Genomic DNA, 13,213 nt, shown 5'->3' on the forward strand with positions numbered 1-13,213 from the left:
ACCATCACATCACGCAACCCTGCGAGGTCCTCGCGCAGTTGTCCGGCCGCGAACCGCGGGCGCGCCGGGTCTGTGCCGCTGGGTCTCGGTCAGTAGGGGAGCAGGCGGCCCGAAGGCGTTCTGCGGTCGATCGGCACGTCGCGGGGAGCGGCGGGACGGCGGATGACGCGAACGCGGGTCTGGCGGTTCATGGCCCTCCTGGTGCGTCGGGGCTCGTGCACGAGCAGCTCCTGGGGAGGACGTCCGCCCCTGCCGCGCTCTTACCCATCCGCACTCCGAGGCATGCCCACGTCAGGGATATGCCGCCGAAACATGCCGGAACATGCGGACGCCGTCGCGGCGGGTCCGGGGGGTCCCCCGTCGCCCCCGACTCCCCCGTCTCCCCCGGTTCCCCGGTTTCCTTGAAAGCGGGTTCTCACGCGCCCCGTTCGGCCGCGACGGCGTCTGCGACCCATGGTGCGCGGGCGGCCTGGCGAGAACCTTGGCAGAACCTTGTCGAGGTGACCCGCACCTGGTGTGATGAGGCGGTTCCTCGGTTTTGAACGTGCCTTCGGCGAACGGCGGAGGGGTGTGATGACGGAGTTTCTGCTGCTGGGCCCGCTGGAGTTACGCGTCGCGGGCCGGGCGGTGGAGCTGGGTCCGCCGCAGCGCCGGGCGGTGCTGGCGGCCCTGCTCGTCGACGCGGGCCGCCCGGTCCCGCTGGAGACCCTGATCGACCGGGTGTGGGGCGAGGACCCGCCGGCGGAGGCCCGGGCGTCGCTGTACTCCCATGCGGCACGCATCCGCCGGACGTTGGCGGCCGCGGCGTCTGCGGCGTCTGCGGAACGTGACTCCGGCTCTGGCGGGGCCGGGGAGGTGGCGGGTGACGGCGCGGGCTCGGGCAAGGCCGCGATCGGGGGCGGTGAGAGCGCCGTCGGGCGGGCGAGGTCCGGCGGTGACGGAGGCTGGGACGGCACCGACACCGACCCTGACACCGGCTCCATTGCAATCGGCGGGGGGCCGGGCTGGGCGGGCCCCGACACCGGTGACCCGGCGGCCGACCGCGCCGGCGACGGCCGGGCTGCAGCGGGCGGCCCCGCCGAACCCGGCGGAGACAGCCCCCGCCGAGGCCCCGGCCCTGTACCCCGGCTCCTGCGCGGTGCCGGTGGCTACCGGCTCGATGTGCCACCGGAGCAGATCGATCTGCATCGGTTCCTAAGGGCCGTGGAGCTTGCCGGGCAGCCCGGGTGCCCGGATGCCGAGCGGGCGGGGCTGTTGCGTGAGGCGGGTGCCTTGTGGCGTGGGGAGCCGCTGGCCGGGCTGGGCGGGGACTGGGCGGCGCGGGTCCGGGAGAGCTGGCGGCAGCGCTACCTGGACGCGGTCGTGCAGTGGGCGCACGCCGAGCTGCGGTGCGGCAACCACGCGGCGGTGACCGGACGGCTGGCCGAACTGGTCGGCGAGTATCCGCTCGTGGAGCCGCTGACCGCCGCCCTCATGACCGCGCTGAGCGCCTCCGGCCGTGCCCCGGAGGCACTGGCCCGCTACGCGGCGCTGCGCGAGCGCCTGGCCGAGGAACTCGGTACCGATCCGGGCCGGGAGACCCGGCGCGTCCACGAGACGATCCTGCGCGGGGATCCGGTGGACCGGCGTCCGGCCGTACGTCCGCGTCCGGCATCGTCACCACCGCTCCCGGAGGCAGTCCGCGCCCGCCCGGCCCGCCCCCTGGTGGGGCGCGCGCCCGAACTGGCCGTGCTGGAACGGGCGATCGCGCACTGCACGTCCTCCGCGAGAACAGCCGGCCCGGCCATCCGCCCCTGGATCCTCGACATCGCCGGCGAACCCGGCATCGGCAAGAGCCGCCTGCTGGACGAACTGGCCGAAAGGGCAGGCCGGCACGGGCTCCTGACGCTCGCGGGCCGCGGTGCGCAGTACGACCCGGCGACACCGTACGGCGCTTTCGTGGACGCGCTCGACGACCACCTCACGTCCGCCGCCACGACCGCCCGGCTGCCCCCGGCCACGCTCCGCCACCTCGGCGCCGTCTTCCCCGCGCTCGGTGACGGCCTGCCCCCGCAGCGCGGTGCCGCCCGCGCCGAGCGCTACTGGCTGCACGGAGCCGTACGGTCGCTCCTCGACGCCGTGAGCGGCGACCGCGGGCTCGTGCTCGCCCTGGACGATCTGCACTGGGCCGACGACGGCACCGTAGAACTGATCGACCATCTGCTGCGGCACCCTCCGAGGGCCGCGCTGCTCCTCGCGCTCGCCCACCGGCCGCGTCAGCTCTCACCGCGGCTGTCCACCGGTCTGGCCCGCGCGGAGGCGGAGGGCCGCGCGGTTCGCCTGGAGCTGGGCCCGCTGTCCGCCGAGGACGCCGCGCCGCTGTACGGCAAGGGCCTGGGCCCTGGACGCTGGCGGCAGTTGTACGAGGCCGGCGGCGGCAATCCCTTCTATCTGGAGGCCCTGGCCCGGCTGCCGTCCGGCCGGCTCACCACGAACGCGCCGCTCGCCCCGGTCACGGACGTCGGTGAACTGCCCCTCCCCGTACGGCACGCCCTGCTCGCCGAACTGGAGGGTCTGCCGGACCGGACCCGGACGGCCGCGCAGGCCGCCGCTGTGCTCGGCGACTCCTTCACGGCGGACGCGACGGCCGCGGTGGCGGACGGCGACCGGGGAGACGTCCTTGCCGCCCTCGACGACCTCGCCGAACGAGACCTGGTCCGCGCGGCGGGTGCCGCGGGCCGGTTCCGGTTCCGGCATCCGCTGGTGCGGGCCGCGGTGTACGAGGGGACGGGCGTCGGCTGGCGGATCGGCGCGCACGCCCGTGCCGCCCGGCATCTGGCGCAGACCGGGGCGCCGCTGACCGCGCAGGCGGCCCATGTGGAGCGCTCGGCCCAGCCGGGCGACGGCCGGGCGGCCGAACTGCTGGCCCGGGCCGCCCGGAGCGTGCTCACCATCGCCCCGTCCTCCGCCGCCCACTGGACCGCGGAGGCACTGCGGCTGCTGGGTGAGGAGGGGCGGCGGCGGACGGACCTGTGGTTCCAGCGGGCCACCGCGCTCGGCACGGCGGGCCGGCTGTCCGACAGCCGTGAACTGCTGCGCGCCCTGCGCCCCTTGCTGCCCGCCGACGCCGGGGCCGACCGCGTCAGGGTGGTGGTGGCCCTGTCCACCATGGAGTGGATGCTCGGCGGCTACGACGAGGCCGTACGACTGCTGCGGCACGAACTCGCCGACCACGGCCGCCCGGAGCTCGCCGGCCGCCGCGGCCCGGGGGTCCCCGGCAGCGCCGGCCCGGAACCGGCCGGCACCACGCAGCTGGAGCAGGTGCTGGCGGCCGTGGCGCAGCGCACCGACGACTTCCCCGCCGCGCTGCACTGGAGCGAACGCGCCCTGCGCTCGGCCGAGTCGGCCGGTGACCCGGTGCAGGCCGCGACCGCCCGCGGCCTGCTCACCCTGGCCTGCACCTCCGCCGGGCAGCACACCCGCGCGCTCCACGAACTCCGGACGCTGGACCGGGCGCTCGACGAGCCGGAACGCGACGAGCCGGGGTACCTCGACGCCCTGATCGTGACCGGATGGACGGATTACCTCCAGGGCCGGTACGAGTCCGCGCTCGTCCGGCTCGACCGCGGGCTCGAACTGTCCCGCCGTACCGGCAACAGCATGCTGCTCACCGACCTCTTCGCGGTCTCCGCGTACGCCCATCTCTCCCTCGGCAACCTCGACGAGGCGGACCGGTGCGCGGACGAGGCGCTGGAGACCGCCTCCTTCGTCGGCAGCGACGAGGCGTCCACGTTCGCCACCGCCGTACGCGCCGCGGTCCATCTGTGGCGAGGCGACGTCCCCGGCGCGCTGAAGATCTTCGAGGACTCGGGAATCGACCGCTACGCCGCCGAGGACGGCCCCGACCCGACCGGGGTGCGGGCCGTGGCGCTCGGGGTGCTCAGCAACACGCTGCTGCTCCACGGCGATCCCCACGCCGCCGTACGCACACTCGTCCGGGGCGGTGGAGGCCCCGCACTGCCCAGGATCGAGGCGCCGACCCGGTCCCTGTGGTTCGCGGTGCTGGTCAGCGCGGAGCTGGCCAGGGGCGACACCGGCGCCGCCGAGGAGTGGGCCGCACGGTCGGCGTCGGCGGTGACGGCGGACGGTCCCCGTCACCAGCGAGCCTTCGTGGACCTCGCGCGCGCCGAGATCCACCTGGCCCGGCGGGACTTCGCCGCCGCCGCGGACCGCGCGCACCGGGCGGCGGCGGAGATGGGTGCCTGCCGTATGCCGTTGTACGAGGCGATCGCCCGGATCCGGGCGGGAGCCGCGCTGGCCGGACTGCCCAGCGGCCCGGCCGCCGCCCGGGCCGAACTGGCCGAGGCCGGACGGCTGTCCGAGCGCTGCGGAGCGCACGGCCTGTCCGCGCTGGCGGAGCTGGAATCCCGCAGGATCGACGGGAGACCCACGGCCTGACCCAGGCCTGATGGATCTTGCCGGTGCAGGTGAGGTGCAGGTGAACAGGACCGCCCCTGCCCCCGGTACCGAGTTGCTACGCAGTCCGGTGACTGAAGGACGCGTCGGCCCGGCGGACCGCGAGGAGCGCCGCGCCGATGTCCGCCGCCGCTCGGGGATCGGAGAGGGAGCGGCCGGTCAGCTCCTCGATACGGCGCAGCCGGTAGCGGACGGTGTTGGGGTGGACGAAGAGACTCCGAGCCGCGTCCGTGGCGGAGCCGGCGGCGGCGTACCAGTGCTCCAGGGTCTCCAGGAGCCGGGCGCGCTCCGCTGCCGGGAGGTTGATAAGGGGCCGCAGGACCACCTCCACGAGGTGTGCGGCCTCGGCCGGTGCGGCGACGACGACCATGGCCAGCGGGTCGTCGTCGAACCGGGCGACCCCGGGGCCGGTGCCCCGCAGCCCGGCCAGGGCCAGCCGGGCGAAGCGCAGCGCCTGTGGGGTGTCCCGCAGCGAGGGGAAGCTGGGGCTGACGCCCACCCGGGCGCGGGCGCGGCGCAGGATGCGCAGGCAGGTGCCCTCCGCCGTGGGCGTGGGCAGGGCGATCAGTCCGATCTGCTGGTCGGGCAGCAGCCGCCAGGCGGACATGACCTGTGCGTGACGCAGCGCGGCTTCCGTTCCCGCCAGCGGCTCCTCGCCGGGTGCGCCGGCCGCGGCGGCGGCGACCACGTAGGGCCCGTGCTCGGGCAGGCCCAGTTCGGCGGCGGCCTCCCACAGGGTGCGGTCGGCGATGACGCCGGTGAACAGCGCCTCCACCAGTGCCGAGCGCCGGGCCTGGCGCTGCGAGGTCAGCTCGGCGGTCGTCTCCCGGTAGGCTGCGGCCACCGCCTCCGCGTAGCGGCCGAACAGCGCCCAGATCTCGGCGGACTGGGACACCAGTTGGGCGTCGGTGACCTCGGGGTGGGTGCGTGCCTCGAGGAGGATCTCCGTCCACAGGAGCTCGAAGCCGATCCGGTACGCGTGCAGGGTGTCCGCCAGGGGCACGCCCTGCTCGGCGCGCAGCCGGCCGGTCTCCCGGGCCGGGCTCGGGTCCTGGGCGACCGCGCGGCTGAGCTGGTTCAGCAGCAGGTCCGCGTTGGCGGTGCAGGAGCGGCGCAGCGAGTCGTACGGGATCAGCGACTCGTCCCGGTAGGCGTCGACGTCCGAGCGGATGCGCCGCGCCATCCGCTCACCCAGTTCCGGCAGCTTCGCATGGAGCGCCGACGCCACCCCTGAGAAGTCCATTCCCGCAGCTTAATGCGATGGTTTTGGTTTCACGAACAATCCGGGCGGGGAGACGCTGTCGTGCCGCACGTAGGCCGTCGCCGCCGACATCAGCACGATGTCGTCCACGTGAACGGCGGATTTCGACGGTGATATGCGTGGAGGCGGGTCATGGCCAATCTGGCGGAGTTCCTGGTGGAGACGGCACGGCGGCAGCCGGAACGTCCCGCGCTGCGCCTCGGGGAGCATGTCACCAGCTACGCGGAGCTCGACGAGCACAGCGCCCGCGCCGCGGCGCTGCTGCGGGCCGAGGGTGTACGACCGGGGGACCGGGTGGCCCTGATGCTGCCGAACGTTCCCGAGTTCGTCGTCCTGTACTACGGCGTGCTGCGCGCCGGAGCGGTCGTCGTACCGATGAACCCGCTGCTGAAGTCCCGGGAGTCCGAGTACCACCTGGGCGACTCCGGGGCGGTGATGCTCTTCGAGTGGCACCAGGCGCCGGGCGAGGGCGCGCAGGGAGCGGCCGCCGCCGGAGTGCGCCACATGGCCGTCGAGCCCGCCGCCTTCGCGGAACTGCTGGCCGGGCACGAGCCGCTGGCCGAGGTGAGCGAGCCGGACGGCGAGGACGTGGCCGTGCTGCTGTACACCTCCGGTACCACCGGCCGCCCCAAGGGCGCCACGCTCACCCACTCCGGGCTGCGGCACAACACCGAGGTCAACACGGTCCATGTGCAGCGGATGACGGCGGAGGACGTGGTGGTGGGCTGTCTGCCGCTGTTCCACATCTTCGGCCAGATCTGCACGATGAGCGTGGCCGTCCGCGCCGGTGCCTCGCTCACCCTGATCCCCCGCTTCGACCCGCAGACCGTGCTGGACGCCGTGGCCCGCGACCGGGCGACGGTCTTCGAGGGCGTACCGACCATGTACGCGGCGCTGCTTCAGCACCCGTCGGAGGCGGACGTGTCGACGCTGCGGATGTGTGTCTCCGGCGGGGCGTCGCTGCCGGTGGAGATCCTGCACGGCTTCGAGGGTCGCTTCGGCTGTGTCGTGCTGGAGGGCTTCGGCATGTCCGAGACGAGCCCGGTGGTCACGTTCAACCACCCCGGCCGGCCGCGCAAGGCCGGGTCCATCGGCACCCCGATCAGGGACGTGGAGGTGCGGCTCCTCGACGACCAGGGCAGGGACGTCGCCCCGGGTGAGATCGGCGAACTGGCCGTCCGCGGGCCGAACGTGATGAAGGGGTACTGGAACCGCCCGGAGGAGACGGCGGCCACCATCCCGGACGGCTGGCTGCGCAGCGGCGACCTCGCGCGCCAGGACGAGGACGGCTACTTCTACATAGTCGACCGCAAGAAGGACATGATCATCCGCGGCGGCTACAACGTCTACCCGCGCGAGATCGAGGAGGTGCTCCACGAGCACCCGGCCGTCGCGCTGGCCGCGGTGGTGGGCGTGGCGGACACGCATCTGGGCGAGGAGATCGCGGCCGCGGTGGTACTGCGCCCGAAGGCACAGGCCACGCCCGACGAGCTCAAGCAGTTCGTCAAGGAGCGGGTGGCGGCGTACAAGTACCCGCGCGAGGTGTGGCTCATGGACACCCTGCCGACCGGCCCCAGCGGCAAGATCCTGAAGAGGGAGATCAGCGCGCCGGCGGGGTGAGACCATCCGCGCATGCCTGAACCGTTGTACGACCGCACGAGCCGGCTCTGCGCGTGGGACGACCTGGATCCCCCGCTGCGCGCCGCCCTGCAGGCTGAGGCCGAGACCGAACTGCTCGGCGACATCGCCGCGGTCCTGGTCGGCTGTGTGGAGACCCGCAGCATGCCCCGCCGCCGTCCCGGCGTTCTCTCCCGCCTGCTCGGCGGCGGGCCGCTGCGCGCATCACGGACCGCCGTGGTGCTGCTGCCGCGGCATCTGCTCGTCGCGGTGACCGATGTGCGGACGGGGACGACCAGCGCCTGCTCCGGACGGCTGGGCGACATCACCGTGACCGAGGTCGATCAGCGGCTTGCCGTCGACAGCGGCGTGTCTGTGACCACCCGCTGGTCGGACTCGTCCGAGGCCTCGTCGCTGCACATCGGTCTCGGCGACGATCCGGCCGGGGCCTCGTTCAGGGGCAGGCTGCGCCATGCCGTCCAGGCGGCGAAGAGCAGCTGAACCGATCACGCTCCGGCAGGCTCATCCTGCCGCTTCTGCTTTTGTTCACTGGATGTTGGCGGGTGAACGCGCGTAGGCGCCGCTTCCGCTGCCAAAGTTCCCGGCGTCGGTTTCGCCTGCAGTCGGGAGGATCCAGTGCAGCCAGGGAGAAGCAGAACAGCACGCCGGTGCGCGGTGGCCGCGGCCACCGCGGCAGCCGTCGGAGGCCTGCTGGCACCGTCCCAGGGCGCCGCGTACGCGGTCTCCTCGGACATCGTGATCAGCCAGGTCTACGGCGGCGGAGGCAACTCGGGCGCCCCGTACACCCATGACTTCATCGAGCTGTACAACCGCGGCACGAGCACCGTGTCCGTATCCGGCTGGACCGTCCAGTACGCCTCGGCGTCCGGCTCCACCTGGTCGACCACCACCCTGTCGGGCAGCATCGCGCCCGGCCACTACTACCTGGTGCAGGAGGCCGCCGGGGCCGGCAGCGGCTCCGCCCTGCCCACCCCGGACGCCACCGGCGGCATCGCGATGAGCGCGACCTCGGCGAAGGTGGCCCTGGTGACCGGCACCACTCCGCTGACCTGCGCGACCGGCTGCGCGACCCAGGCGGGGGTGCGGGACTTCGTGGGCTACGGCAGCAGCGCCGGCTCGTACGAGACCGCGCCGACCGGCACCTTGTCCAACACCACCGCCGCACTGCGAGGCGGCGGCGGCGCGACCGACACCGACAACAACTCCGCGGACTTCACGGTCACCGCGCCCAACCCGCGCAACGCCGGCTCCGGCGGTGGCGACGGTGGCACCCGGATCCGCGACATCCAGGGCACCGCTCACCGCTCCTCCCGCAGCGGCCAGCAGGTCAGCGGCGTGGCCGGCGTGGTGACCGCCGAGTCGGGCACCGGCTTCTGGATGCAGGACCCGCAGCCCGACACCGACCCCGCCACCAGCGAGGGGATCTTCGTCTACACCGGCACCGCCCCGACGGTCGCGGTCGGCGACTCGGTGACGGTCGGCGGAACGGTCAGCGAGTACCGGCCCGGTGGCACCGGCGGCACCAACAACCTGACCACCACCGAGATCACCGCCCCGAGCGTCACCGTCGTCGCGACCGGTGCGACGCTGCCCGCGCCCACGGTGGTCGGCTCCGGCGGTCGCGTCCCGCCCGCCGCCGTGATCGAGGACGACGCCACCGGAGACGTGGAGAACAGCGGCGTCTTCGACCCGGCGAGCGACGGCATCGACTTCTGGGAGTCCATGGAGGGGATGCGTGTCGAGCTCGACGACGCCGCCGTGGTCGGCCCGCGCAACAGCTTCGGCGAGATCCCGGTCGTCCCGCCGGGCAGCACCACCCGCACCGGCCGCGGCGGCATCGTGCTGCAGTCCGGCGACACCAACCCGGAGCGGGTGCTCGTGGACGACGCGCTCACGGCGACCCCGACCGCGAACGTCGGGGACACCCTGTCCGGCGCCACCACCGGTGTGCTCGACTACTCCTTCGGCAACTTCAAGCTGTTCGCCACCGGCAGCCCCACGGTGACCGGCGGCGGCATCGCGGCCGAGACCACCCGGACCGCCACCGCCGGTGAGCTGTCCACCGCCACGTTCAACGTGGAGAACCTCGACCCGTCCGACCCGCAGTCGAAGTTCGACGGGCTGGCCGGGCAGATCGTGACCCACCTCAAGTCGCCCGACCTGGTCGCCCTGGAGGAGGTCCAGGACAACAACGGGGCCACGGACAACGGCACGGTCGCCTGCGACCAGACGATGACCAAGCTGATCGCGGCGATCACCGCGGCGGGCGGCCCCGGTTACAGCTACCGGCAGATCAACCCGCAGAACAACGCCGACGGCGGCGAACCGGGCGGCAACATCCGGCAGGTGTTCCTGTACCGCACCGACCGCGGGCTGGCCTTCACCGACCGCTCCGGCGGGACCGCCACCCGGGCCAACGCGGTCCTCAACAGCGGCGGCGTGCCCTCGCTGAAGTACTCGCCCGGCCGTATCGCCCCGGCCAACTCGGCGTTCTCCTCCAGCCGCAAGCCGCTGGCCGGTGAGTTCACCTGGAACGGCCGGACGGTCTTCGTCATCGCCAACCACTTCAACTCCAAGGGCGGAGACCAGCCCCTGTTCGGGCGCTTCCAGCCGCCCAGCCACTCCTCGGAGACCCAGCGGCACAACCAGGCCACCCTGGTGAAGAGCTTCGTCGACCAGATCCTGGCCGTCGACGTGAACGCCTCGGTGATCGTGCTGGGCGACCTGAACGACTTCGAGTTCTCCGAGACCGCCGACATCCTCACGGCGAACAACGCCCTGGTGGACCTGCCCCGCACCCTGCCCGCCGCTGAGCGCTACACCTACGTCTACGAGGGCAACTCCCAGGTGCTCGACCACATCCTGCTGTCGTCGAGCCTCGCCGCCACGACGTACGACTACGACATCGTCCACGTCAACTCCGAGTTCGCCGGCCAGCTCAGCGACCACGACCCGCAGGTCGTCCGCATTCCGCTGCCCTGACTCTCGGACCGAACCGTCGGGGACGCGTCCGGTCGCTCCGGACGCGTCCCCGACGCGTGTGTTCAGGCGGCCGGCAGTCCGTAGACCCGGTCGAAGTGCTGGGCCACCAGGTGCCCGGCCCCGTCGCAGGAGAGCTGCCAGTTGTTGACGCCGGTCTCCCGGCCGTCGGTGAAGTTCCACAGCAGACGGCCGGGGGCGGCGTCGATCGCGTAGAAGCCGTTCCTGGTCTCGAAGGCCGGAACGTAGACGGCGTGCGCCCCCACGGCGATCGGGGTGTCGACATTGAGGCGGGGCGTCTCGCAGAACCAGCGCCGGGAGCCGTTCGCCGCGTCGAAGGCATGGACTCCATGGGGATCGGTACCGGTGACGTAGACCGTGCTGCCGCCCACTCCGAGCGAGGCGAACGAGCCGCGCTCGGCCCTCGCCCGCCAGCGGAGCTCTCCGGTGCCCAGGTCCAGGGCGATGAGCTCGGAGCCGAGGGCGAACACGGTCCGGCCGAGCACGGCCAGCCCCGGCCGGAGGTCATGGCCCACCGGGTGCCGCCAGAGCAGGCTGCCGCCGTCGCGGGCGTTGCGGACCGAGACGTTGCGCAGTCCGTCGGCGTAGACGAAGTAGTCCGGGGTGATGACGGGGCGCAGATCGACACCGACGTCCTCCCGGTCGATCGGTATGACCAGGGCGCGGCGGGCCCTGAGGTCGACGCCGAAGACGGTGCTGGTGGAGGTCGCGACGCCCTGCTCCGCCGACTGCCGTTGCAGCCGGGCGCCGAGGACGGAGACGGCGTACCCGTTGCAGCTGCCGAGCAGTTGGTCGAACCGGAAGTCCTCGCCGAAGTCGAGGGTGAACTGCTCGATGCCGCTGACCGGGTCGACACCGATCAGTGTCGCGCCGGTGCCGAGCGCGACCGCGGCGCCGTACGTCAGCAGGACGGGGGTGGGCGAGAGGCTGATGCCCCGGTACACCCACTTGGGCCGGGAGCCGTTCTCCAGGTCGAGGCAGACCATGGTGCCGGGGCGGGTCTTCACCAGGGCCGTGCCCTCGTTGAAGACGGCAGGTGCCTGTACGAGCGGTTCGCCGCGGTAGACCCAGCGGGGCTCGGGAGCCGGGCCGAGCCGGCGGGCCCGCTGTCCGCCGGCCGCTTTGAGAGCGACCGCGAGCGCCGGGGCCCCGAGAAGGGCCGTGCCCGCGGCGGCGGCGAGGAGCGTACGCCGGGAGACGCGGGGGCGTGCGGAGGCACGGCGGTGCGCGGCTGCGGGCGCGGGAACCGACGCGGCTGAACGATCCTGCGCAGGCCTCTCCGAGGGGAGAGACGATCCCGCCGAGGGGAGGGCCGGTCCCTCCGGGGGGAGGAAGTCGTCCTGCACCGGCGGCTCGACGGCCAGCCCGACGCCATGACCGCCACCGGCCTCACGACCACCGCCGGCTGCACGGCCCCGACCCGATCCACGGCCCAAACCGGCTCCCCGACCGCCACCGACTACACGTCCACCGTCCGCCCCATGCCCGGCACCGACTCCACGCCCGCCACCAACTGCACGTCCACCGTCCGCCCCACGGCCGCCCTCCGCACGCCCGCCACCGACTCCACGCCCGTCCTCCGCCCCACTGCCACCCTCCGCTCCACGCCCGCCACCAACTCCACCGCCGCCACCGCCCCCACGAGCGCCCCCCGCCCCATCGGCGCCCCGGTCACCGGCGCCCCCCACTCCGTGGACGCCCGTCGGGCAGTCGGTCGCACCGTCCCTGCCGTGGACGGCGGCGGGGTCCTGTGCCGGGCGCCGCACCGTCGTATGGGCCGGCCGGCGCAGACCGGACACGGGCGGAACCGTGCCGGGCGGGTCGGCCCAGGCCTCCACGGGGGCCGGCGTCCGCGCGAGGAGGTCGAGGTCCCTCACGGCCGCCCGGTAGCCGGCGATGGTTTCGGCGACGGGCGCGGGCAGCCAGCCCTCCGTCAGCATCTGTTCGGCGCCGTTCGGTGCGCAGGCCGCGGAGAGCCGGTCGGGGCCGATGCGCAGAGCCGGGTCCTTGGCGAGACAGAGGTTGATGATCTTGCCGAGTGGTTCGGGCACCCCGGTCAGGTCGGGCGAGCCGTGGACCACGTGGTAGAGGAGGGCGGCGGCCCCGGCCCCGCTGAACGGCGCGTGTCCGGACGCGGCGAAGGTGAGCACCGAGCCGAGGCAGAAGACGTCCCCCTCCGGCCCCATCGGATCACCGGTGGCCTGTTCGGGGCACATGTACTCGAGCGAGCCGAACAGGCCGCCGGTGCCGGTGAGTTCATAGCCGTCTCGGGCGCGGACGATACCGAAGTCGATGACCCGAGGGCCGTCCGCGGCGAGCAGCACGTTGGACGGTTTGAGGTCGCGGTGCACCAGCCCCTCGGCGTGCACCGCGATCAGCGCCTCGGCGATGCCCGCGCCCAGCGCGAGGACCGTGTCCACGGGCAGCGGCCCGTGTTCGGCGATCGCCTCGGCCAGGGTGGGGCCGGGGATGTACTCGGTGGCGAGCCAGGGCGTCTCGTCGTCCGGTGCGGCGTCCACCACATGGGCCGTGTAGACGCCGCCGACCGCCGCCGCGGCCTCCACCTCGCGCCGGAAGCGGATGCGGAAGTTCTTGTCCTCCGCCATCTCGGGGCGGAGGACCTTGACCGCGACGGTGCGGCCGGCCGAGGAGACCGCCAGGTACACCCGGCCCATACCGCCGGCTCCGAGCCGGGCGACGAGCCGATACGGACCTAACTGCTCGGGATCTTCTGGGCGCAGTGGTGTCATGCCCTCAGCCGCCTGTTCTCGGTGGGACGGGCGGAGTCCCCCGCACTGTGGGGGGAGAGGCCCGGAGGGGGTCGGGCAACACATTAGAGGCTGCTGTGGCGGACGAGTC

General features: G+C 73.5%; 6 protein-coding genes. 4 read left to right on the forward strand and 2 right to left on the reverse strand.

Going from position 1 to position 13,213, the window contains the following annotated elements; genetic code table 11:
• Positions 1-573 precede the first annotated feature (573 nt).
• Positions 574-4,437 (forward strand): BTAD domain-containing putative transcriptional regulator, encoded by a 3,864-nt coding sequence (locus F7R91_RS42575; RefSeq protein WP_225320570.1) that lies wholly within the window; start codon positions 574-576, stop codon positions 4,435-4,437.
• Between the two features lie 76 nt (positions 4,438-4,513).
• Here the strand turns inward: F7R91_RS42575 and F7R91_RS08620 are convergent, their stop codons facing one another.
• Positions 4,514-5,683, reverse strand: coding sequence for a PucR family transcriptional regulator (locus tag F7R91_RS08620; protein ID WP_150946278.1), 1,170 nt, complete (start codon positions 5,681-5,683; stop codon positions 4,514-4,516).
• Between the two features lie 165 nt (positions 5,684-5,848).
• Between F7R91_RS08620 and F7R91_RS08625 the strand changes: the two genes are divergently transcribed.
• The 3 genes from F7R91_RS08625 (at position 5,849) to F7R91_RS08635 (ending at position 10,336) form a co-directional block, all read left to right on the forward strand.
• Positions 5,849-7,336: a long-chain-fatty-acid--CoA ligase gene (locus F7R91_RS08625; RefSeq protein WP_150946159.1), complete on the forward strand. Its 1,488-nt coding sequence runs from the start codon at positions 5,849-5,851 to the stop codon at positions 7,334-7,336.
• A gap of 12 nt (positions 7,337-7,348) precedes the next feature.
• Positions 7,349-7,834 (forward strand): hypothetical protein, encoded by a 486-nt coding sequence (locus tag F7R91_RS08630; protein WP_150946160.1) that lies wholly within the window; start codon positions 7,349-7,351, stop codon positions 7,832-7,834.
• A gap of 174 nt (positions 7,835-8,008) precedes the next feature.
• Positions 8,009-10,336: a lamin tail domain-containing protein gene (locus F7R91_RS08635; RefSeq protein ID WP_150946161.1), complete on the forward strand. Its 2,328-nt coding sequence runs from the start codon at positions 8,009-8,011 to the stop codon at positions 10,334-10,336.
• 62 nt (positions 10,337-10,398) lie between these two features.
• On the opposite strand, the gene F7R91_RS08640 is transcribed toward F7R91_RS08635, so the two are convergent.
• Positions 10,399-13,104: a protein kinase domain-containing protein gene (locus tag F7R91_RS08640; RefSeq protein ID WP_225320571.1), complete on the reverse strand. Its 2,706-nt coding sequence runs from the start codon at positions 13,102-13,104 to the stop codon at positions 10,399-10,401.
• Positions 13,105-13,213 lie beyond the last annotated feature (109 nt).

The organism is Streptomyces luteolifulvus, from assembly GCF_008806595.1.
Classification (GTDB): Bacteria; Actinomycetota; Actinomycetes; order Streptomycetales; family Streptomycetaceae; genus Streptomyces; species Streptomyces luteolifulvus.

Bases quoted from the DNA above. Each gene is read 5' to 3' on its own strand.
- F7R91_RS42575 (WP_225320570.1), top strand. From the start codon at position 574: ATGACGGAGTTTCTGCTGCTGGGCCCGCTGGAGTTACGCGTCGCGGGC.
- F7R91_RS08625 (WP_150946159.1), top strand. From the start codon at position 5,849: ATGGCCAATCTGGCGGAGTTCCTGGTGGAGACGGCACGGCGGCAGCCG.
- F7R91_RS08630 (WP_150946160.1), top strand. From the start codon at position 7,349: ATGCCTGAACCGTTGTACGACCGCACGAGCCGGCTCTGCGCGTGGGAC.
- F7R91_RS08640 (WP_225320571.1), bottom strand. From the start codon at position 13,104: ATGACACCACTGCGCCCAGAAGATCCCGAGCAGTTAGGTCCGTATCGG.